Source organism: Embleya sp. NPDC005971 (assembly GCF_040629175.1).
Taxonomy (GTDB): Bacteria; Actinomycetota; Actinomycetes; order Streptomycetales; family Streptomycetaceae; genus Embleya.
On the sequence record NZ_JBEXUX010000113.1, the window covers coordinates 1 to 22,669 of the forward strand.

The 22,669-nt window shown below is 71.6% G+C and carries 16 protein-coding genes; 6 read left to right on the forward strand and 10 right to left on the reverse strand.

What is annotated here, in order from left to right:
- Positions 1-455 precede the first annotated feature (455 nt).
- From ABZ374_RS46035 to ABZ374_RS46045, 3 genes are all read right to left on the reverse strand, one after another.
- Positions 456-2,222, reverse strand: coding sequence for a SpoIIE family protein phosphatase (locus ABZ374_RS46035; protein ID WP_360324192.1), 1,767 nt, complete (start codon positions 2,220-2,222; stop codon positions 456-458).
- A gap of 327 nt (positions 2,223-2,549) precedes the next feature.
- On the reverse strand, positions 2,550-3,197 hold the full coding sequence (locus ABZ374_RS46040; RefSeq protein ID WP_360324194.1) for an SDR family oxidoreductase: 648 nt from the start codon (positions 3,195-3,197) through the stop codon (positions 2,550-2,552).
- Between the two features lie 117 nt (positions 3,198-3,314).
- Positions 3,315-4,736, reverse strand: a complete 1,422-nt coding sequence (locus ABZ374_RS46045) for an MFS transporter (RefSeq protein ID WP_360324196.1) — start codon at positions 4,734-4,736, stop codon at positions 3,315-3,317.
- Positions 4,737-4,821: 85 nt separating this feature from the next.
- On the opposite strand from ABZ374_RS46045, the gene ABZ374_RS46050 reads away from it, so the two are divergent.
- Together ABZ374_RS46050 and ABZ374_RS46055 are read left to right on the forward strand one after the other, a co-directional pair.
- Positions 4,822-5,547, forward strand: a complete 726-nt coding sequence (locus ABZ374_RS46050) for a TetR/AcrR family transcriptional regulator C-terminal domain-containing protein (RefSeq protein WP_360324198.1) — start codon at positions 4,822-4,824, stop codon at positions 5,545-5,547.
- Between the two features lie 53 nt (positions 5,548-5,600).
- Positions 5,601-6,458 (forward strand): LysR family transcriptional regulator, encoded by an 858-nt coding sequence (locus tag ABZ374_RS46055; protein WP_360324200.1) that lies wholly within the window; start codon positions 5,601-5,603, stop codon positions 6,456-6,458.
- Between the two features lie 146 nt (positions 6,459-6,604).
- On the opposite strand, the gene ABZ374_RS46060 is transcribed toward ABZ374_RS46055, so the two are convergent.
- The 5 genes from ABZ374_RS46060 to ABZ374_RS46080 form a co-directional block, all read right to left on the reverse strand.
- Positions 6,605-7,558, reverse strand: a complete 954-nt coding sequence (locus ABZ374_RS46060; RefSeq protein WP_360324202.1) for a fumarylacetoacetate hydrolase family protein — start codon at positions 7,556-7,558, stop codon at positions 6,605-6,607.
- A gap of 16 nt (positions 7,559-7,574) precedes the next feature.
- Entirely contained in the window at positions 7,575-8,492 is a 918-nt protein-coding gene (locus ABZ374_RS46065) for an MBL fold metallo-hydrolase (protein ID WP_360324204.1), read from the reverse strand.
- A complete protein-coding gene (locus ABZ374_RS46070) occupies positions 8,479-9,969 on the reverse strand; it encodes an amidohydrolase family protein (RefSeq protein ID WP_360324206.1) in 1,491 nt (496 codons plus the stop codon). Before ABZ374_RS46070 ends, ABZ374_RS46065 begins: the two co-directional genes overlap by 14 nt.
- A gap of 3 nt (positions 9,970-9,972) precedes the next feature.
- Positions 9,973-11,748, reverse strand: a complete 1,776-nt coding sequence (locus tag ABZ374_RS46075; RefSeq protein ID WP_360324210.1) for an FUSC family protein — start codon at positions 11,746-11,748, stop codon at positions 9,973-9,975.
- A 280-nt stretch (positions 11,749-12,028) separates the two neighbouring features.
- Positions 12,029-14,809: a LuxR family transcriptional regulator gene (locus ABZ374_RS46080; protein WP_360324225.1), complete on the reverse strand. Its 2,781-nt coding sequence runs from the start codon at positions 14,807-14,809 to the stop codon at positions 12,029-12,031.
- Between the two features lie 193 nt (positions 14,810-15,002).
- Here ABZ374_RS46080 and ABZ374_RS46085 point away from each other — a divergent pair, with 193 nt between their 5' ends.
- The 4 genes from ABZ374_RS46085 (at position 15,003) to ABZ374_RS46100 (ending at position 18,954) form a co-directional block, all read left to right on the forward strand.
- Entirely contained in the window at positions 15,003-15,914 is a 912-nt protein-coding gene (locus tag ABZ374_RS46085; protein ID WP_360324213.1) for an MBL fold metallo-hydrolase, read from the forward strand.
- A gap of 23 nt (positions 15,915-15,937) precedes the next feature.
- Entirely contained in the window at positions 15,938-17,428 is a 1,491-nt protein-coding gene (locus tag ABZ374_RS46090) for a carboxylesterase family protein (RefSeq protein WP_360324215.1), read from the forward strand.
- 112 nt (positions 17,429-17,540) lie between these two features.
- Positions 17,541-17,924 carry a RidA family protein gene (locus ABZ374_RS46095; protein ID WP_360324217.1) on the forward strand — a complete coding sequence of 128 codons (384 nt, stop codon included), beginning with the start codon at positions 17,541-17,543 and terminating at the stop codon, positions 17,922-17,924.
- 85 nt (positions 17,925-18,009) lie between these two features.
- Positions 18,010-18,954, forward strand: coding sequence for a hypothetical protein (locus ABZ374_RS46100; RefSeq protein WP_360324219.1), 945 nt, complete (start codon positions 18,010-18,012; stop codon positions 18,952-18,954).
- Between the two features lie 107 nt (positions 18,955-19,061).
- On the opposite strand, the gene ABZ374_RS46105 is transcribed toward ABZ374_RS46100, so the two are convergent.
- Both ABZ374_RS46105 and ABZ374_RS46110 read right to left on the reverse strand, forming a co-directional pair.
- Positions 19,062-19,280, reverse strand: a complete 219-nt coding sequence (locus ABZ374_RS46105) for an MbtH family protein (protein WP_360324221.1) — start codon at positions 19,278-19,280, stop codon at positions 19,062-19,064.
- A partial coding sequence (locus ABZ374_RS46110; protein ID WP_360324223.1) for an amino acid adenylation domain-containing protein occupies positions 19,277-22,669 on the reverse strand: 3,393 nt, incomplete at its 5' end. The genes ABZ374_RS46110 and ABZ374_RS46105, both read right to left, overlap by 4 nt.

Below are 22,669 nucleotides of genomic sequence, written 5' to 3' on the forward strand. Positions count from 1 at the left end.
CGGTCCATCGAGACATGGCTGTTCAGTCCCCGGTCCCACTCCCGAAGCTCCCGGGGATCCGGCGAGCCGGCGACCGGACCCATGCCCTGACGGCCCAACAGGTCCCGGTGGCTCCATCGATACACGACCTGATCGAGCGGATCCCGCTCGTCCGCTCCGGCCTCCGACGCCATCCCATACCCCCACGCGCTCGTCCCGGCCCGATCGAGCATGCCGCACGGCCAGGGGCGGTGCCATGGATTCGAGAACACGACGCGGCCGAATGCCGTCGCTCCGACAACACCTCGTCCGATCGGCGAGGTTCGCGCCGCCGTAGGCGCGACACCCGTCCGCACAGCGGCTTTCGGGCGCAGGGCCCACGATCGTCATCGAGTCCCTCCCGGGTCGAGCGTGTCGCGGTCGTGCGAGTCGTTGCACGTGCCGGCTTCGACCGACGGTGCCCCGGGCGAGGGGCGCTACCCGGTGCGGTTCGCCGAGGGTGGCGCCGCGTCGTCGGCCTGCCGATCGGCGTCTCGGTGGGTCTCGGGCCCTCGGTCCAGCCGCTGCTCCGCCCAGATCGTCTTGCCGTCGGGTCCGAACCGGCACCCCCAGCGTTCGCTGACCTGGGAAACGAGGAACAGCCCCCGACCACCCTCGTCGGTGCTCCGAGCTCGTCTGATCCGAGGCTGGGTACTGCTGCCGTCGCCGACCTCGCACACCAGCAGATCCTTCCCTCGGATCAGCCGCGCCGTCATCGACTCGCCGCCGTAGCGGACCGCGTTTCCCGCCAACTCGCTGATCACGAGTTCCGTGGCGAAGGCCACCTCGTCGAGTTGCCACTCCGCCAACTGCCCCATCACCAGCCTGCGGAGCTCGGGCACCGCCTCCGCCCGGGCCGGGAACACCCACCGGACCGTGTCCGCGGGGGATATCGAACGCGTCCGGGCGCACAGCAGGACCACGTCCCTCGAATCGCCCTCGGGCGCGGTGTCGTTCACCACGTCACGACACGTATCGGCCAGGGAGGTATCCGCCCGCAACCGCCGAGCGATCGAGCGCCGTAGTCGGCGCAGACCCGCACCGGCCGGATCCTCCTGCCGATCGAGGAACCCGCTGCCGTGGAAGACGAGGACCGAGGCGGGCTCCAATTTCAACTCCGCCGTCTCGAACGGGGTGCCGCCCACACCCAACGGCGGTCCGGGCGGAAGTTCGACCGGGGCCGGCTCGCCACCGGGGGCGACGAGCAGCGGGGGGTGATGGCCGGCGTCCGCGAGCACGCAGCGCGAGGTGACCGGGTCGTACACGGCGTAGACACACCTCGCGCCCACCGGGTCCGTACCGGGCTCCGCCTCCGCGCCCAGGCGCCGGACGAGGTCGTCCACGTGGGTGAGCAGCTCGTCCGGTTCCAGGTCGAGGTGGGCGAGGGTGAGCATGGCCGCCCGTACCCGACCCATGGTCGCGGTGGCGGCCAGCCCCCTGCCGAAGGCCTCCCCGACGACCAGGCCGATGCGGGTCGACGACAGGGGGATCACGTCGAACCATTCGCCGCCGACCCCCGCCCCGTCCCCGGCCGGACGGTAGATCGCCGCGGTTTCGGCCGCGTCGGTGTCCGTGGTGCCCCGGGGCAGCAGCAGGCGTTGCAGCCCGACCGCCGTGGCGTGCTCGCGCGCGTATCGGCGAGCGTTGTCGACGGCCAGCCCACCGCGCAGGGCGATCTCGTGCAGGATCTCGACGTCGTCGGAACGCAGGCCGCGCTTCCGGTTCTGCCATGCGGTCACCACCCCCAGGAGCCGCCCTCGCGCGAACAGCGGGGCGATGATCGCGCGTGAAACCCGGTCGGGCACCATCCGCCACGCCGACTCGACGCCGTGCCGCGAGGTGATGAACGTCCAGGCGTCCTCGATCACGACCACGTTCCCGGCCATCAGGGCCGCGTCGTGCGCGCCTATCGCGAGCGACGGCACCCGATTGCCCGCCGTGACCATGCGTTCCGGCAGGTGACCGCGGACCGCGAAACGCTCGACCGCCCCCTGCGGCGGCGGAGCCACGCCCTCCGCGTCCTCACCCTTGGAGACGGCCACGTACAGGTCGACGGTCGCCGCCCGTCCCAGGGCCGGCACGACCACGTCGACGATGTCCTGCGCCGTCCGCCGCACATCCAGATCGGCACCGATACGCGCTGCGGCCTCGTCCATCAACCGGACCCGCAGCCGCAGCCGTTCCACCTCGTCCTGCGTACCCATCGGAACACCTCCGGGTCCTGTCCACGTTACCCGCGCACCCCCTCCCCTGCCCGGGAGGAACAACGCCACGCGCCGGCCGAGGTGCTTCCGCGGACCGTCGTATCGAGGGCTTGTCGTCGACGGCCCCGGACGCGACCGATCGAGGGAACCGTTGCCCGAGTGTCCTATCGGCTGTGGGCCGCCTCGTGACCCGAGGAGCGATCGGGCGCTGGTTCCCGTCGTCACCAGGGCGACACGGCCATCGGCGCGTGCCTCCGCGCCGCCGGTGTCGGGAGCGAGGCGTGGTGACGGGGCCGGCCCGGTGACGGGATGGACAGGCCCCGCGGGTCATTCGGCCAGGGTCGGGGCGGCGTGGGACCAGCGGTGTTCGTCAAGTTCGCGGGCGATGAAGCGGGCGAGGTCGGTGCGGGTCACCTTGCGGCCGCCCTTGGGGTTGCTCGCGTCGACGACGCGGTAGGTGCCAGTGGGGGGTTCGTCCTGCAGGCGAGCGGGGCGGACGAAGGTCCAGTCGACGGCGCTTCGGCGGACGATCGTTTCCATCAACCGCATGTCGTCGTACAACTCCCGAACCAGCGGAGTGACGAGATTGCGGTACCACCAGGGGAAGTTGGGGTCGCGGTGGTGGACCCCGCCCGAGGTGACGGCGATCAGTCGGGGGATGCCGGCGTCTTCCATCGCGGACACCAGGGTCCGCGCCGCGTCGGAGTAGAGCCGGTTCGCCTGCCGCCCCGGCGGGCCGATCGCCGAGACCACGACGTCGTGCCCCTCGACGGCGGAGCGCACGGCGGCGGCGTCGCGCACGTCGGCCCGCACGACGGTCGACTTCCCCGTGCCGGGCGAGTCCTGCGGGGTCGGGGGCTGCCACCGGGCCGGGTCGCGCACCGCGGCGGTGACGTCGTGGCCCAGGCGCAGGGCCTCCCGGACGACGAGGTGTCCGGTGCGGCCGTTGGCTCCGAAGACGATGACATTGCTCATGACGGGATCCTCACGTGGTCGATGGGTTGGTACGGGTCACTCGTCGGGTGCGCGGGTGCGACCGAAGTACCGGCTGATCCGGGACGGCCCGGGGCGCAGCCGGGGTCGGTCCGCGGGCTACGCGGCGCGGGACCGCGGCAGCAGGAGCACCAGGGCTGCGCCGAGCAGGCAGGTCGCGGTCACCGCCAGTGCGCAGACGACCAGGCCGTCCGCTCCCGGGTCGGGGGCGCCGGCGTCGTGCATGGCGAAGTACACGGTGCCCAACACCGCGACGCCCAGGGCCGTGGACAGTTGTTGGAGTGCGTTGAGTGCGCCCGAGGCACTGCCCGCCTCGGCGGGTTCGGCCGCCGCCAGGATCGACTGGACCAGGGTGCCGGACACCAGGCCCACGCCCAGCCCCACGACCAGGGTGGGTATCGACAGCGCCCAGGCCGGAGGCCCCGACGCGGCCACCGCGGCAAGGCCGAGCGTGCCGAGCGCCTCGATCCCCAGCCCCAGGTGCAGGAGTGAGCGGCCGAGCCGAACGGCCGCCGCCGGAGCGGCGAGCGAGGCGAGTCCGATGCCCGCGGCGAGCGGCGACAGCGAGAGCGCGGTCGCCCACGCGGACCGGCCGAGATCCAGGCGGAGGTGGAGGGAGAGCACGAGCAGCAGTCCGCCGAGGCCGGTGAAGAAGGCGGCGGTGACCGCGAGGCCGCCGACGAACGCGGGTTTGCGCAGCAGGCTCGGCACCAGGACCGGTGAGCGGCTGGTGCGTTGACGTCGACCGAAGGCGGCGAACGCCACGATGCCGGCGGCGATTTCCGCGAACGTCCACCACGGCCAACCCGCTTCCCGGCCCTGGATCAGCGGGTGGACGACGAGCGCGGACCCCAGGGCGACCAGGAACGCGCCGGGCGGGTCGATCCGCACGAGCGGGTCTCCCCGGTCGGCCGGCATCCACCGCAGTGCCCCGACCACGGTCAGCGCGCCGAGCGGAAGGTTGATCAGGAAGATCAGCCGCCAGTCGAGTCCGGCCGGGTCGAGGGCGATCAGGCCGCCCGCGAGGACCGGGCCGCCGACACCGGCGAGCGCCATCACCGGTCCGAACGTGGCGAACGCCCGGCCGCGTTCGCGTTCGTCGAACACCGCGCTCAGCACGCCGAACCCCTGCGGGATCATCAAGGCGCCGAGCGCGCCCTGGGCCACCCGGGCCGCGACCAGCACGGTCGGCGAGGGTGCCAGCGCACATACCGCGGAGGCCACCGTGAACCCGGCGGCGCCCAGGACGAACAGCCGCCGACGACCCCACCGATCCCCCAGCCGGCCGCCGACGATCAGCAGGACGCCGAAGGCGAGCGTGTACCCGGCGGTGAGCCACTGCATGATCGCCGCGCCGCCGCCCAGCCCGGCGCGCACCGACGGGGCGGCCACGTTCATCACGGTCGCGTCCAGCAGGTCCAGGGCCTGCGCGAGCAGCACCACCGCCAGGATCCGCCACCGGTGCGGATGGGCGGCCGGCGGTGCCGTACTGGCGGCCGACGTCGAAGCGGGAACGGTCACGGGATCTCCCCATCAGGCTTAACAAACACTGTTCGTCAAGCATCGTGCCCTTAACGAACAGCATTCGTCAAGGTAGGGTGATGCCATGCCGCAAGCCCGCTCGCGCTCCCGCCCCTCGAAACCCATGCTCGGCCTGGACGCCGTACTGGCCGCCACCATGGCGCTGGTCGACGAGTCGGGCTGCGAAGCGGTGAGCCTGCGGCGGGTCGCCCAGGCCCTCGAAACCGGTCCCGCCTCGCTCTACGTCTACGTCCGCGATCGGCAGGAGCTGATGGCGCTCGTCCTCGATCACGCGGTGGCCGACGTGGTCGTGCCCGACGAGGGCGCCGGGGACTGGCGCACCCGCCTCGAACTGCTCGTCGGGCGTATCATCACCGCCCTGACCGGCCACAACGACATCGCCTCCGTCGGCCTGCGGGACGCCCTCCCCGGCCCGCACGGCCTGCGCCTGACCGAGGAGGTGACGCGCCTGCTCCGCACCGGCGGACTCGACGACGACGCCTGCTCCTGGGCCATCGACCTGCTCGGCCAGTACATCTACTCGACCGCCCTGGAGTACGCCGGCGACCCACAGCCCCGGCGGGCCCCCGGCAAACCCTCGCCCGGCGCCGGCCCGACCGGACCCGATACGTTCACCGGCCGACTCGACGCCACCTTCCGGGCGTTGCCCGCCGAGCAGTACCCCACCCTGCGGTCCCTGGCCCCGAGCCTCACCGGCGGCGACCGGGAGGCCCGGGCCGCGTGGAAACTCCGCGTGATCATCGACGGCCTGCTCGCCCAACCCCCTGGCCGGCCCACATCCCGAGCGTGACGAAATGCGCCGACCGGTCGGTCCGGCGGCCAGGATCATCGAGGAGACGCGCCTTGGATCTTCGTTCTCTCCACTACGCGGTGACACTCGCGGAGGAGTTGCATTTCGGCCGCGCCGCACGCCGTCACTTCATCTCGGAGCAACCGTTCGGGAAACGTATCCGGCAACTCGAGGAGGAACTGGGGGTGCGGGTCTTCGACCGCACCAGCAGACGCGTCGCGCTGACCCCTGCGGGCGCGCTCCTGATCGCCGATGCCCGGCGTCTGCTCGCCTCGGTCGACGACCTTTCCGCCCGTGCCGCGCGCGCGTCGGGGCGCTCGGTGTTCCGGCTCGGGGTGCTCGGGTTCGGTGCCGCCGGTCTCTGGGAGTCGATGCGGTCCCAATTCACGGCCGAACACCCCGAGTTGGCCATCGAGTACCGCGAACTCGATTTCACCACACGGCACTCCATGCTTCAGGACGGCGTCGTCGACGCCGCCATCACCGGTGCGCTGGAACCCGTCCGGGGCGTCACCCACGACCTGCTTTTCGAATCCCCGCTCGCGATACTGGTCCCGGCCGGCTCGCGGCTCGCCCACCGCGACTTTCTGCCCCTGACCGAGGCGGCCGAACACGACCTGTTGCGACTGGACGGGTTCGGCGACGACGAGACCCTGGCCGGCCGGTTCGGCGCGAGCATTCTCTCCGCGCCGCGGATCGCGAATCCCGCATCCATACCGACGGCGGTCGCGACCACCGGCCGGTTGTCGTTCCACAGCATCCTGGCGCAAACGTTCTACGCCCACCCGGGAGTTGCGGTCATCCCGACCACCGGCACCGTCAGCGTCGTGCTCGCGACCCGCACGGGTGACGAACGCCGATCGGTCGTCTCGATCCGAAAGGCCGCACGCCTCGCCGCGAGTCGCGCCTGACCCCGCTGCCCGGCATCTCGCGGACGCCCGCCGGGACTTGGGCCCCGCGCCGTTGTTTCGTCGGGCGGGGTCCGGCCCGGTCACCGCCCTCTCGCCGCGGGCGGGCGCTCCACCGGCGAGCGCCCGCCTCCCGTCCCATCGACCTCTCAGCCGCGGCGAGCGCGGAAGGCTTCGAAGTCGATGCCGGGGGCCCCGGCGACGACACGCGAGATCTGGCTCCCCAGTCCCTCCGCCTCGATCGAGACCACGTCCCCGGGGGAGAGCGGACGCCTGATGTCCGGTCCGTGCCTCCCCCACAGTTCGGCGAGGCAGCCGCCGCCGCACGTGCCCGACGCGAAGACCTCGCCCGCCCGGACATCCGTACCCCGGGACGCGTACGCGATCATCTGGCCGAAGCCGAAGGACATGCTGCTCACCGTGTCCGACCCGATGACCTCACCATTGATCCGGGCGGTCAGCGCGATGTCGTAGGAGTCACCACGACGCATCGGCGCGAGTTCGTCGGGTGTGACGAACCACGGGCCGAGGCTGATCGCGCTGTCCTTGCCCTTGGCCGGGCCCAGCGGCAGGGCGAACTCGGCGACCTGCAGATCGCGGGCGGACCAGTCGTTCATGAGCATGAATCCGGCGATGCGCTGCTCTGCTTCGGCGGGCGTCAGATCCCGCCCGCCGGCACCGAGCACGACGGCGACCTCCAGTTCCAGGTCGAACGCCGTGCATCCGGGTGGGATGGCCACGTCGTCGTACGGGCCGTGCACCGAGTTCGGATTGGTGAAGTAGAACGAGGGTGCCGCGTACCAGACGGGAGGCACCGGGGTTCGCGCTCCCGCCCGGCGAGCGACGCCCTCGAAGTGCCGCTCGAACGTCATGTAGTCGCGCACGCTGGGAGGTTGGGGCAACGGCGCCCGCAGGTGCGCCTCGGCGCCGGCGACCACCAGGTCCGGGTCGCGCATGGCGCGCTCGCCGGCCTCCTCCAGCCGCGCACCGTCGGCCCGCAGGAGGTCCAGCAGCGAAGCGCCCGCTTCCAGTACCCGAATGGTCTCCCCGTCGACAACGCCCACCCGTTCGACGCCGTCGTGCTCGATCGTGACGAACCTCATTCCTGTCCCTCCATCGCTAGATCAGGGTGTGCATGGGGCCGTCGTTGTAGGCGATGGCATCGTCGAACGCCCGGCCGTAGTCGACCTCGCGCCCCTCGGCATCCGCACACCATCGGTGCAGGTTGAGCACGATGCGCTCGGTGTCCGGCCAATGTGCGAATTCGCCGAGGTCGAGCGATGCGGCTGCCTCCAGGGGCGTGGCTCCGGCCTTCGAGGCCGCCCGGCCGCACGCGTCGACGAAGTCGTAGTACCGGCGATGGGCTTCGATGTGCACCGCGATCTCGTCACCCGTGAGCACCGGCCCATGACCCGGGACGATGACGTCGGCGCCGAATCCTTCGATCCACTCCAGGGCGCGCCGGGCACCGGAGACGGATCCCATCAGGAGGAGCGGCGTCAGGCCGGCGAAGATCAGGTCCCCGACGAAAAGGACCGAGCGGTCGGGCACCCAGGTCACCAGATCGCCCGTGGTGTGCGCGGGATATCCGGGCGAGTGCACCTCGACCCTGGAATCGTCGCCGACGATGTCCAGACGCTCGTGCACGACGAGATTGGGCAGCCGTTTCGTGACGTTTCCCCAGTCCGGCGTGGGCGTCCAGAACGGCGGACAGTTGTCGAGGAGCATGTCTCGTTCGAGGTCGCGTCGCATGTTCTCGTGACCTATCAACGCGACGTCGCGAGGCAGCAGACTGTTCCCGTAGGTGTGGTCCCCGTGCGCGTGGGTGTTCACCGCCCATTGCAGGCGCGAATTCGGCCTGACCTCGGCCATGGCCCGGAGCATTGCGCGGGTTCGTTCCTCGTTGGCGCACGTGTCGACCAGGACGTCGCCGTTCGACGTCCCGACCAGGCCCGCGTTGTTGAGCCACCAGGTGCCGTCCGGCTGGATCCAAGCCCACACCCGGTGGGCGACCTCGTGAAGTTCACCGTGCGACATGTGCGGACTCCTCTTCGTTGTCGATGGAACCGGCCAGGACCGCTTGGAACAACCCGCCGGGCGGTGTTCCCGGCAGCCGGCTTCCGCTTGCGCAGACGCGGCCGAGGATCTGCTCGGCGGAACGCTCCAACCGCTCGTCGAGCGACGCGCGATCGATCCCGACCAGCCGGCCGTCCCGTTTCACCACGTTTCCGTCGACCAGCACGGTCTCGACGTCGCCGGGCGTCGTCTGGAACACGAGGGTCGATTCGGGGTGCGCCGCGGGACGCTGCGAGCGCCCGGAACCTCCGACAAGCATCAGGTCGGCGCGTTTTCCGACGGTGATGCTGCCGACCAGCTCGCTCAGGCCCATGGCTTCGGCCGCGTTCACCGTGACCCAGGTCAGCGCCTCGTGCGCGGTGACGGTGAGCCGAACCGGGTCGATGCCGGCGGCGTTGAGGGCCTTGGTGCCCGACCAGCGCGCGATGGCGATGCCCAGGCGCAACTGATGGAACAGGTCACCGGAGTTGAAGGAGACGACGTCCGCCGACAGCGTCGGCTTCATGCCGTGCCGCTTCGCCTGCTCGAACGGGGGCAGTCCCATCCCCATGTTGAGTTCCGTTTCCGGCGAGATGGAGATCTTCGCGTCGTGGCGCGCGAGTGCGGCCCAATCGTCGTCGGACAGCGTGTTGCAGTGGACATGCACCTGATTCCCGTCGAGGAGGCCGCTCTTGTCGAGTTCGGCCACGCCGGTGGGGAAGGCCCAAATGCACCCGGTATGGGTCACGATCAGGGCATTTCGTGAACGAGCGGCTTCGATTTCGGCTCGTGTGGTCTCCAACGAGGCCATTTCGGTGAGCGCGGCGCCGACGCGGATCAGGTCGTCGTCGCCGACGGTGTCGGCGATCCGATGGAAGTCGGCGATCCGCTCCCGGTGCGAGGCGAAGTATCGGGGCGCCTGCGGGCTGGAATCGAAGAACCCGTAGCCGAACACGCCCCTGATGCCGGCGTCGCGAAGGCCGCGGATGGCCGCGTCGCTGTGGTCGGGCGTGTTGTTGCAGTGCGAGAAGTCGAGCAGCGTCGTGACACCCGCGTCCAGCGCCTCCAGCGCGCCCGCGTAGTTGCCCAGGTGGACGTCATCGGGTGCGTAGGCCGGAGAAATCGTGAATCGAACACCGGAGATGTAGTCACCCAGGGTCCAGTCCCCACACATGCCGCGTATCTGGGCCTGCCACGTATGGCGGTGGGTGTCGATGAAACCGGGGGCGACGATCCGGCCGGTCGCATCGATCACCTCGGCGTCGCCCGCGTCGAGGCCGGAGCCGATTGCCGTGATCACGCCATCCTCGATGAGGATGTCGGCCCCCTCGAGAATTCCGAGACGTTCGTCCATGGTGACGATCCGTCCGTTGCGGACGACGGTCCAACGCTTCGTCATCGCAACCTCCTTCTTGTCTCGCCGGACCTCCAGCCGACCACAACGGTCGCGGGCGATCATCAGTCAAAAAGGTTGCGATCGAGCGTCGGTGGCCGGTGCGTTCGGCGCGGTCGGGAACTCCGGGACCGGGGACCGGGAGGTGTCGGTGGGTCGGACGGAACCGGCGTCGCCGCCGGCCGGCGGAGGAGTTGCCCGTCCGTCCCGGGTGGCCAGGTTCCGGGCGTGGGATGCGGCGGCTTCCACGACTTCGAGCAGGTGACGGGCTCGGGCCCGTTCGGCGCGCCGGGGGTTGAGCGGGTGACCCAGCGGGTGGACCGCTCGGCGGAATGCCTCCAACGCCTGGTCGAGGGCCGCCACTTCGGCGTTCGTCCGCAGCACCGGCTTCGGGTCGGGAACATCCCGCACAAGCCGGTTCAGGGCGGCGAGGAACTCGCGCAGCCGGTCGTCACAGGCGTTGCGCAGTGACGTCGGTACGACCAGGACGGCGGCGAGGATTCCGCAGGCGGCCCCCAGGGCGGTCTCCTGGATGCGCAGCGCGAGCAGTTCGGGAGAGAACGTGTGCAGGAGTTGGAGCACCATGCTGAGCGAGCCGGTGATGAAGAACGTCACCGCCCAGTAGCGGCCGGCCGGCGTGTAGAACATGCCGAAGACGCAGGCGAGGAGGAAGGCGACGGCCCAGGACGGGTGTCCGGCCGTCGAGAGGGCCAGGCCGTAGCCGAACAGCACCCCGGCGATGGTTCCGATCAGCCGTCTGCCGCTCTGCAGCAGGATGTCCCCGGTGTGCTCGGCGTTGATGTAGACGACCCAGGCCGTGGCCACGGCCCAGTACCACAGCCGTGGCGAGAGCAACTGCCCGCCGAGGGTGGCGAGTGCGGCCGCCGCGGTGACCTGGAACGCCTGTCGCGTCGTGCGGCGTCGCGGGCCGGCGAAGCGGACCGTCGCCGGGCGACGCGAGGCACGGTCGCGCCCGTGCCGTCGGGCCGGCCGGGCCGGGCGGTCGGCGGGAGTCCGTGCCTCGTCGCCGACGCGGCGAAGGGCGATGGCGGCGAGGCGTTGTGCGTGCGCCTCCGCACCGATGACCCGATCCAGCTCCGCGGACTCGGGGCCGGGACGGCTCGCCCGGCCCGCTCGCGGCCGGGCCGGCGCACCTTCGCGTACGAAGTCCTGGATCAGCAGCGCGCCGTCGTGCAGTCGATCGAGGTCGCGCTCCAGTGTGCGTCGGGCCGCACGCGCGGCCCGGCCCGTTGTCGGCAGCTTCGCCGTGCCCCGGAGGACGGTGTCGCAGCGCCGGTCGAAGGCGGTGCGCAGTCGTCCCAGCGTCGCGGACGCCGGCGCGCGCACGAGGCCGAAGCGGGTGAGCGCGGCGGCGGCGAACGCGATCGCCAGTACCCCCGCCAGTTGCGGCAGTTGGTGGGGCCGGATCCTGGCGAACTGGGTCAGGAAGAAGGCCATGAAGGCGAAGATCCCGAGATCCTGCCCCCACCGTTCGAACCGACGGACGTAGACTGCGGCGAAGATCAGCAGCAGGAATGCCCCCTTGGCCGCGACCGGGCAGGGGGCCAGGAGTGCCCCCGCCGCCATGGCGACGACCGTCACGGGCAACCCGGCCGACAGGGTGTTCCACTGCCGGCGGGGACGGAGCGCACTGATCCCCAGCGACGTGACCACGGTGGTGAAACCCCCGGCCAGCACCATCGTCGGCGGCTGCCGCAGTGCGGTCAGCGCCGCGAGGGTCAGGGCGAGACCGAGCACGGCGCGCAGGGCCGCGATCAGCCGGAGCAGTCCCGGGTCGGCTGCCGCGAACCGGTCCCACGACAGTGCCCTCTTCTCCGCCGACATGGGATGTTCCGCTCCTTCGTCGTGGCCGGACGATCCGTTCCCGTCCGGCCGTGGCAGGGGAGCGCCGGCCGACCGACGGACTGCCGGGGCCGGCTCGTTCCGTCCGCGATGGCATCGGGTTGCGGCAGCGGGGAGCAGACGGGAAGGGGCCGCCCGGGAGGTCACCGGCGTCGTCGCTCCATCGCCGTGTTGCCAGTGTGATCCGGCGGCACGTCTCGCGGTATGCGTCAGGTGACTGCTGCTTCCGCCGCGGGACGCCCGGTCGTCGGGGCCGGCCCGGTCAGTCCCGCTGCCCCGAGGGCGCCGGGAGCGGCCCCTCGATGAGGTCGCGTAGTTGCGAACGGGCGGTGATGCCCAATTTGGGGAAGCTGCGGTACAGGTGCGAGCTCACCGTGCGCGGCGAGAGGAAGAGCTTCTCGCCGATCTCCCGGTTGGTCAGGCCGCGGGCGGCGAGTCGGATGATCTGCTGCTGTTGCGGCGAGAGTTCGGCCAGCGCGTCGGGGGCCGTGTCGGTGACGTCCAGACCCGCGGCACGGGACTCGCCCTCGGCGCGCTCCACCCAGGGGCGCGCACCCAGCCGCCGGAAGGTCTCCAGGGCCGTGGTCAGCAGCGGGCGCGCCTCGGCGATGCGCCGGCGGCGGCGCAGCCATTCGGCACGGTCGAGCAGGGTCTGGGCACGCTCGAACGGCCAGTGTTCGAGGTCGGGGTCGGCCAGCGCCGCTCGGAAGTACGGTTCGGCGTCCTCCGGGTCCGCGAGGAGTGCGCGGGCGCGGGCGATCAGCGCGGTCAGCCGAGGCGACGCGTCGTCCCCGAGCCGGCGGGCCGAGCGCTCGACGATCGAGGCCGCGTCGGCACGGTGGCCGCTGCGCACGGCGGCGGCCGCAAGGTCCGCCAGAGCCGGGTAGGACGCGTGGTAGTGCACCGGTTCGCCGTCGGCGGTGAAGACCGGGCGGAGCTGCTCGTAGGCGATCTCGTACGCGCCTTCCGCCGCCGCGGCGGCGCCCAGTGCGCGGCGGGCGTAGACGAACACCGAGCGGCTCTCCAGCGGGTCGATCAGCGTGAGCGCGTCGTCCGCCCGGGCGCGCGCGGTGGTCACGTCGCCCTGGAGCGCCGACACCACGGCATCGATGGCGGCCGCGCAGGCCATCGCGTGGTCGAGCCCGACGGCCGAGGCGACGGCGGTCATCTGTGCGCAGGCCGTCCGGGCCCGTTCCCACCTGCCCTGTTCCAGATAGGCCCAGGCGGCGGCACCGCCGAGGCCCTCCGGAAGCGGTCCGTGGGCCGGCCATCGGTCGAGGGCCTCGTCGAAGACGCGTACCGCCAGGGGGGTTTCGTCCAGGACCCAGGCCATGATCGCGACGGCGGCGAGCCGGTCGGGCCGGCGCCGTGCGTCGTCGAGCAACCGCGGCAGTAGGGCGACGAGTTCGGCGCGGGCGTGGAAGGGATCCGACACCGCGCCGATCCAGCCGCGCAGCCGGGCGTCGGGCACGTCCGGGGGAATCCGGCCCAGGATGCGCCGGATCTCCTGCCGCTGGGCGTCCCGGCCGGAGTAGAAGTGCACGACGGCGGCGGCGGCAAGCAGGTCGAGGGCGGCGGCGGGCTGCTCGGTGGCCCACCGGTCGGCGGCGTGGGTCAGCCGGGCGAAGACCACGGTGTGGCGCGTGGTCAGCGCGGCGAGCCGGCCGGCGGACAGGGCGACGGAGGCCGACAGCGTGGTGTCGTCGGTGCGTTCACGTGCCGCGGCGGCCAATTCCTCGACCCAGGCGATGTCCCCGGTGAGTACGGCCGCCTCGGCGGCCGCGACGAGCAGTCGGGCGCTGTCCGCGCGCCGGGGCGTGAGGTCCGCGGCGCGCTGGAGCGCCTGTGCCGCCGCCGCGTAACCGCCGCGACGACGGGCCCGGTCGGCGGTCTGCTCCAGCGCGGCCGACACGAGCGCGTCCGGCCCCGGGGAGGCGGACGCGAGATGCCAGGCGCGCCGGTCCGGCTCGTCGCGGAGCATCTCGGCCAGCGCCAGGTGCGCGGCGTGCCGGGCGTCGAAGGTCGCGGCGTGGTAGACGGCCGAGCGCATGAGCGGGTGTCGGAAGCGGAGGTGGCCGCCGCTCCTGCGTACCAGTCCCGCCTCCTCGGCGGGCCGCCACGCGGTGTCCTCGGCGCCGGGCAGCCCGGCGGACGCCACGGCCGCCGTATCGGACGTGTCCATGGCCGCCAGCAGCAGCAACACATGCGAGGTGGACGCGGGAAGTCCGGTCAGCCGGTCGGCGAAGATCCGCTCCAGATGCTCGGAGAGCGGCAGCGGCCCGGCGGGCGTCTGCGACTCCGTACCGAATGCGGCGGCGGCCCCGGCCAGTTCGACGAGCCCGAGGGGATTGCCCTGGGCCTGATCGAGGATCCGGGCCCGGACGCGCCCGGTGGGGCGCTGCGGCTGCCGATCCAACAGCCGGCCCGCGACGGCGGTGTCCAGCGGCCCGAGGTCGAGCGGCGGCCGGGTGTGCTCGAAACCCGGCAGCGGATCGCCGGAACGGACCCCGACGAGCACCGTGACCGGCTCCGCCTCCATGCGGCGGGCGGCGAAGGCCAGGGCGTCCGCCGACGCCCGGTCGAGCCACTGGGCGTCGTCGAGGACCAGGAGCAGCGGCCGCTCGTCCCCCAGGTCCGCCACGAGGGTCAGCAGGGCGACGCCGACGAGCATCGGATCCGGTGCCCGCGTGGCGGGTTCGCGGCCCAGGGCGCCCCCGAGGGCCGCGCGCTGCCGCTCGGGCAGCCGGTCCACCCGGTCGGGGACCGGCCGCAACAACTGGTGCAGTCCGGAGAAGGCCAGGCTCGCCTCCGCTCGGCTTCCCTCGGCGCGCAGCACCCGGACACCGGCGACCCGCGCTCGCCGCGCCGCAGCGTCCAGAAGCACACTCTTGCCCATTCCGGGGTCACCGGTGAGTACCAACAACCGCTCACCGTCCGGCGCCCGATCCACCGCACGAAACACGCGTGCCAGCTCCGCGTCCCGACCGACGATCGGCTCGTTCGCCGACACCGAATCCGGTCCACCGGCCGGACCGGAGGCCATTGTGTGCTCGTCCACGGAGACTCCAGGAATTGCGGGTCCGTCCGAGCCTTCCGCTCGCGCCGTCCGACCCAGGCTACAAGCGTCGAAGCCCGCCCCGCCCGCGTGCACGCAATTGCAGTCACGTTACCGATACCGGTCCTCTGCGGGCCCGCCGTACGGTTTCGAAAAGCATCCGACTACGCAAGGATTTCCAATGGATCAGCTCGATCTCGGAAACGTATCGGTCACTCGGGTATGGGAATACTTCGGCTCCGTCGAAATGACGCCCGACACATTCTTCCCGGAAAGCCCGCAGGCCACCTGGGACGACGGCGCGGAATGGCTGGCCCCGCATTTCCTGAATTCCGAGACCAATATCGTCAATTCCGCGCTCCAGACCTGGGTGCTGCGCAGCGAGGGCAAGACCATCCTCGTGGACACCGGAGTCGGCAATCACAAGGAGCGTCCGTACGCGCCGGTCTGGAGCCGGCTCGAGACGGACTTCCTGGCCAATCTCGCCCGCGCGGGTGTCGAGCCCGAGGACGTCGACATCGTCGTCAACACCCATCTGCACATCGACCACGTGGGCTGGAACACCTATCTCGACGGGCGGAACTGGGTGCCGACCTTCCCCAACGCCACGTATCTGATGCCGAAGGCCGACTTCGACTACTGGAATCCGGCGAACAACCACAAAACGCTGTTGGGCCGCGGCAACCAGAACGTCTTCGAGGACAGCGTCGCCCCGGTGCACGAAGCCGGCCGGACGCTGCTGTGGGAAGGGACCCACCACATCGACGCCAATCTGCGCCTGGACCTGGCTCCCGGGCACACCCCCGGATCCTCGGTGCTCACCCTCGAGTCCGGGTCGGATCGGGCGGTGTTCGTCGGCGACCTGCTGCACAACCCGGTGCAGATCCTGGAGCCGGACACCAACAGCTGCTTCTGCGAGGACCCGGCCGGCGCCCGCGCCACCCGCCACAAGATTCTGGGCTGGGCGGCCGACCACAACGCACTGCTCGTCCCCGCGCACCTGGGTGGCCACGGCGCCGCCGAAGTGAGCCGCGAGGGAAGCAGGTTCGCCATCAAGGGCTGGGCCCCGTTCACCCCGTACCAGCAGGGCTGACACCCGCAGAAAGGTCGATTTCCGTGAACCACCGCCCCGAACGCGTCGTGACCACCGCACAGGGAGCCGTCCGCGGGCTGCGCCGAGACGACGCCGACGCCTTCCTGAACATCCCCTATGCCGCTCCCCCCACCGGCGCCGCCCGGTTCGAGCCGCCGCGGCCGCACGCCCCCTGGGAGGACGTGCGCGACGCCACCACCCCGGGGCCCAACGCGCCGCAGTCCGAGCGCAAGCTCGGCAGCGTGGACATGACCCCCTACTTCGGCACCGGCTGGAGCCGCGGCGAGGACTTCCTCACCGTCAACGTCTGGACGCCCCGGGCGGCGGGCGGCGATCTGCCGGTCATGGTCTTCGTGCACGGCGGCGGCTTCGTGGCCGGCTCGACGCGGTCGGCGATGTACGACGGCTCCGCCTTCGCCCGCGACGGCGTCGTCCTCGTCACCCTCAACTACCGGCTCGGCATCAGCGGTTTCCTCGACATCCCCGGCGCGCCGGCCAATCGAGGACTGCTCGATGTCGTCGCCGCCCTGGGCTGGGTGCGCGAGAACATCTCCGCCTTCGGCGGTGACCCGGGCAACGTGACGCTCTTCGGCCAGTCGGCCGGCGCGACCGTCGTCGCCGGCGTGCTGGCCACACCGGCGGCCGCGGGTCTGTTCCGGCGGGCGATCGTCCAGAGCGGCAGCGGCCTGGGGGCGTTCACGACCGAGCAGGCCGCCCGGGTCACCGAGGCCGCGGCCGACGCCCTGGGCATCGAGCCGCGCGTCGAGGACTTCGCCGAGATCTCCGACGAGCGCCTGGTCGAGGCCGCGGGCAGGCTCGCGGGCATCGACCTGCGGACCGAAACGCACGGCGACCCGCTGATCGGGCTCAGCCCCTTCAGCCTGGTCCTCGACACCCAGCCCGCCGAGGCGGTCGCCGCCGGCCTGAGCGCCGACGTCGATCTCCTGGTCGGGATCAACTCCGAAGAGGGCAACCTGTATCTGGCCCCCGTGGGCAGGTACTCCACCTCGACCGCCGCCGATGTCGATGCGGCCGCCGCCGCCTCGCACCCGGATCCCGACAGGCTCGTGGAGGTGTACCGCACGGCGCGCCCGGGGGCCTCCTTCGGCGCCCTGCGCTCGGCCATCATGGCCGACGCGCTGTTCGGCGCGGGAAGTCGGGCGCTGGCCTCCGCGCATGCCGCGCACCCCTCATCGGCGACGTACGGCTACGAGTTCGCGTGGCGCTCCGAGGCCCTGGACGGGGAACTCGGCGCCACCCACGCCGTGGAGCTCCCCTTCGTCTTCGACCTCACCGGACTCCCCGGGCTGCACGGGCCCAACGCGCTGCTCGGCCCCGAGAAGCCCCCCGCGGACCTGGCCGCCCGGATCCACGACACGTGGATCCGGTTCGCCAGGACCGGCGACGCCGGCTGGCACCCGTACGACAACGAGCGCCGGGCCACGATGCGGATCGACAGCGAGTGGACGCAGCTCGACGACCCGCACGGCCGGGAACGACAGGTCTGGAGCTGACACTTCGGTCTCGGTCCTCGCCCTGACGCGAGGGACCGGACGGACCGGACGGGCCGGACCGCATGCCGACCCCCGCCACTGCTTCGAGTACTACTTCAAGGACGACACCGTCATGAGCCGTACCATCATCACCACCCCGGACGCCCCGACCCCGCCGGCCCCGCTGTCCCAGGGCGTACGCAAGGGCCCGATCCTGCAAGTCTCCGGCCAACTACCCCTCGACCCCGCGACCGGCGCGGTCGTCGGCACCACGGTCGCGGACCAGACCGCGCAGGTCTTCCGCAACGTGAGCGCCGTGCTCGCGGCCGCCGGCGCCTCCCTGCGGGACGTCGTCATGCTGCGCGTATACCTCACCGACCCCGCCGATCCGGCGGAGCTGAACCGGGCCTGTGCCGAGGCCGCCGGCGAGCCGTTCCCGGCCCGGACCACGGTCTACATGCAGCTTCCCCCCGGAATGCTCGTCGAGATCGACGCACTGGCCGTACTGGCCGACTGACGGCGATGACAAGGCGGTCGGTGGGACCGGTCGACGGACCGATCCCACCGACCGATCCCACCGACCGCACGAGGTACGAGGGTTGGTGAACAAGGTGACCCACCGCCTGACCGAGGCATGCCGGGCGCTGCGCGTGCCGCACACCGACCTGGTGGATGCCGTCTGCGCCCTGTCCTGGCGTCCCCCGCCACCCGCCGGCCCGCACCCGGTGCGCCGTCTCTACGAGCAAGTGCTCCAGGCGGTCGGCGAGTTGCCGCTCGGCACGGTACAGCCCGGCGATGTGAGCGCGGCCATGGAGGTGCGCACCGGCGCCCTGGACGTCCAGGTCCCGCCGCCGTCCGACGCCGTCGCCCTGTGCATCGCACACACCGTCGACGACCTGGGCGTCCTCGACCTCGACGAGCTGGTCCGAAACGCCCTCACCCGAGGCGAGTTGGCGTGCGGCGCGGCCACCGTCACCAGGGAGCGCGCCTCGTGCACCGCCTCGGACGCACCGGGCGAGCACAGCTCCCGCGCGGCCTCGAAGAGCCCGCACGGGCCGGACCCCGCGGACTGCGGAACCCTGGACCGGCTCGCCGCCGGGATCCTCGTCGACGAGATCACCGAGCGTCCCCCGCAGTCGTGGGGGCGCCCCCACACGGACGCCATACGGGCCGCGACGTACCGCAGCCTCGCCGATCTCGCGGACGCCCTCCTGGAGGTCTCGGAGTCCACACCGACCCCGCTGGACTGGGAGTTCGACGCCACGGGCCGGCGGCAACGCGCCGGCGTCGACCTCGGCGGCATCCGGTACACCGTGTTCGTCCACCGGGACGATGCCGCTCCGCGCGAGGACGCGACGGACCGGCACCATCCCCCGCTCCCGACGCTCCGGGCCGGGTGGATGTGGCGCCTGGACGCCGGATCCCCGGACGGCTCCCCCGACGGATGTCCCTCCCACGGCTGCGGTCCCTACCCCTCCGCCCCGGCGGCCCGACACGCCGCCGAGTGCGCGATCACCGCGCTGGCCGCCGGTCGTTGCCACCCATAGGGCTGTGCGGTACGACGGTGGCGGGGTCCTTCCCACGCCTTGGAAGGACCCCGCCGTCACACGAATCCCGCCGGCCGCCGCGTTTCGCGGGTGATGCGACGCCGGTCCTATTCCCGGGTGTTCGTGGCCTCGATGAGGGATTTGGGGCGCATGTCGGTCCAGGTACGGTCGATGTATTCCAGGCAGGCCGATCGGGTGTCCCTGGGGTGGGCGATGCTCCAGCCTTCGGGCACGTCGAGGAAGGCGGGCCACAGGGAGTACTGATTCTCGTCGTTGACCAGCACGAGGTAGGTCGCCTCGTCGTCCTCGAACGGGTTGGTGGTCATGTCAGCCTTTCGGTCGGTGCGCCCCGGAGGGCACTGATCGGCGCATCGCCGGCGGAGTGGCGTGCGGCGATCCGGTCGAGGTGGGCCGCGAGGACGGGTCCGATGTGGGCGAGCGGGCCCGGCTGGGTCATCCGGTCGTGGCGGGTGTCGACATCGTGGCATTCGATCCGGCCGGTGAGATACGGCTGCCACGCGGCGGTGATGTCGGGGAGGTGCGGGGGGCGGTCGACGGTGGCGTTGAACAGCAGCAGGTCGCCGTCGAACACACCGGGAGTGAAGGCGTGTGCGAGTCGGTTGTCACGGGCCAGGTTGGCGGTGACGGCCTCGATGTGGTGTGGTTCCAGGCCGACCGGCGCGCCGCCGTGTTCGCGCAACAGGCGCACAGCCTCCGCACCGGTCATCGGCTCGGGAGGCAGCGCGTCCGGGTCGAGGCCCAGGAAGAGGGCCAGCGTGCCGCGGACGGTGGGGACGGCCGACGCGTCGTAGGGGAGCCCGCACAGGGGATTGACGTCGAGGATCGCCAGCAGCGCGGTGTCCTCGCCGCGTTGGCGCAGTTCGACGGCGATCGCGTGTGCGATGAGGCCCCCCATGGACCAGCCGAGGATTTGGTACGGGCCTCGGGGTTGGATTCTGCGGATCTGTTCGGTGTAGTCGGCGGCCATCTCTTCGACGCTGCCCGGGTGCGGCCCGTCGGGGCGGGTCAAGGTGCGGGCCTGGATCGCGTACACCGGGTGTTGCGGGTGGACGTGCTGCAGCAGCCCGCTGTACGACCAACTCAGGCCGCCGCCGGGGTGGATGCACCACAGCGGCAGCCCGTCCCCGTGCGGACGCAGCGGCAGCACGGTCTCGAACGCGCCATCGGGACCATCGACGTTCAGCCGCTCCGCCAGGCCGGCCGCGGTGGGTGTCTCGAACAGGGCGTGCAGGCCCGGAGTGACGCCGAAGGTCTCTTGCACACGCGTCATCAACCGCGCGGCAAGGAGGGAGTGTCCGCCCAGGGTGAAGAAGTCGTCGTCGACATGGACTCGTTCCCGGCCGAGGACTTCGGCGAACAGGTCGCACAGCAGTTGTTCGTGCGGGGTCCGTGCGGGTTGCCCGCCGGGTCGGGGCTCGTCGTGTTCGGGGGCGGGCAGTGCGGCGCGGTCGGGCTTGCCGGTGGAGGTGAGCGGTACGGCCTCCAGGGTGACGAACGCGGCCGGCATCATGTAGTCGGGCAGAAGCTGCACCAAGTGCCGCCGCAGTTCCTGCTGTTGCGGGGACCGTCCGGGGGCCGCCACCAGATAGGCGACGAGGCGCTTGTCGCCGGTCCGGTCCTCGCGGGCGACGACGACGGCCTGAGTCACGTCGGGGTGCGCGGTCAACGCCGTCTCGATCTCGCCCGGTTCGATCCGGAACCCGCGGATTTTGACCTGCTCGTCGACGCGCCCACAGAACTCCAACCCGGCCCCGTCCGTACGCCACTTCACCAAGTCGCCGGTACGGTACATCCGTTCCCCGGACGTCCCCAGCGGGCAGGCCACGAACCGTTCGGCGGTCAGGGCGGGCCGGTTCGGGTAGCCGCGGGCCACCCCCGGACCGGCCAGATACAACTCCCCCGCCACACCGGGCGGCAACAACTCCAAGCCGACGTCCAGGACATAGGCGCGCATGCCGGGCATCGGCCGACCCAACGGCAGCGGCCGATCGGCGGCGATCGCGGCTTCGAGCCGATGGTAGGTGGCGAACGTCGTCGCCTCCGTCGGACCGTACACATGCACCACCACCGTGCCGGGACAGGCATCCTGGACCCGCGCGGCGGCCGACGGCGAGACCACGTCGCCACCGGTCCACACCTCACGCACACCGGCGAAACAATCCGGTCCCTGATCCGCGATCAGATGGAACAACCCACAGGTCAAAAACATCGCCGTCACCCGATGACGGGCAATCACCTCGCGCAGGACGCCCGGGTCCAGGACACCGGGTGGCGCCAGGACCACCGTGCCACCGTTGAGCAACGGCACCCACAACTCGTAGGTGGACGCGTCGAACGCCGTCGGCGAGTGCACCAACACCCGCTCGTGCGCACCACCACGCCAGGTCCGAGCCGACGCCAACGCGACCACGTCGTGATGGGTGACCGCGATGCCCTTCGGCTCACCGGTCGAACCCGACGTGAACATCACATACGCCAGATCACGCGGGTGACAGGCGACGTCCGGGGCGGTGGAGCCGTGCTGCTCGCGATCCAGGGCACTCAACACGTCGGCGGACAACAGCAGCACCGCGTCGGTCCGGCGCCGGATCAGATCGACGCGGGAAGTCGGGAAACGCGGATCCAGGGGCACGTACACCGCACCGGCCTTGACCACCGCCAACACGGCCGCGACCAGGTCGGCGGAGCGTTCCAGCGCGACGGCGACGGTGTTCCCGGGGCGTACCCCCCGACCGATGAGGGCGTGTGCCAGGCGGTTCGCCCGCTCGTCCAGTTCCCGGTAGGTCACGGCGGTGCCGTCGCCGGCCACGGCCACCGTGTCCGGCGCGGCCCGCACCCGCTCGGCGAAGAGTTCGGGGAGGGCGCGCCACGGCACGGCGTCGTCTTTCGCGTCGGGTTCCGCGGTACCGGGCCGCAGTTCGCGTCGCTCGTCCGGGGAGAGTAGGTCGATGCGGCCGATGGGTGCGTGGGGATCGGTCACGGCCGCCCGAAGCAGGCGGGTCCATCGTGCGATCAGCGCGTCGACGGTCTGTCGTTCGAACAGGTCGGTGGCGTATTCGACCAGGCCGGCCAAACCGGCCGGATCGCCGTTCGGGCCGTACTGCTCCGCCAGGCTGAACGTGAGGTCGATCCGGGCGGTTTCGGTCGTCACCGGCTCGGGGGCGGTGCGCAACCCCGGCAGGGCGAGGTCGCCCATCGGCGCGTTCTGTAGCGCCAGCAGGGTCTGGAAGAGGGGATGGTGTGCCAACGTCCTGACCGGGTTGAGCTCTTCCACCAGATGCTCGAAGGGGATGTCCTGGTGTGCGTAGGCGGTCAGCGCGTTCTCCCGGACCCGGCCGAGGAGTTCCGCGAAGGACGGATCCCCGGAGGTATCGGTCCGCAGGACCAAGGTGTTGACGAAGAACCCGACCAGGTCGTCGAGGGCCTGGTCGGTACGCCCGGCGATGGGACTGCCGAGGGGAATGTCGGTACCCGCACCCAGACGCGTGAACAGCGCGGCCAGTCCCGCATGCAGCACCATGAACAGACTCGCACCGTGTGCCGCAGCCAACTCACGCAGACCGCGATGCAGCGCCGCGTCGAGGTGCACCGAAATCGTGTCGCCGCGCAGTGACGCCACGGCCGGGCGGGGGTGGTCGAACGGCAACGCGAGCCGATCCGGCAGACCCGCCAACTCCCGCCTCCAATACGCGAG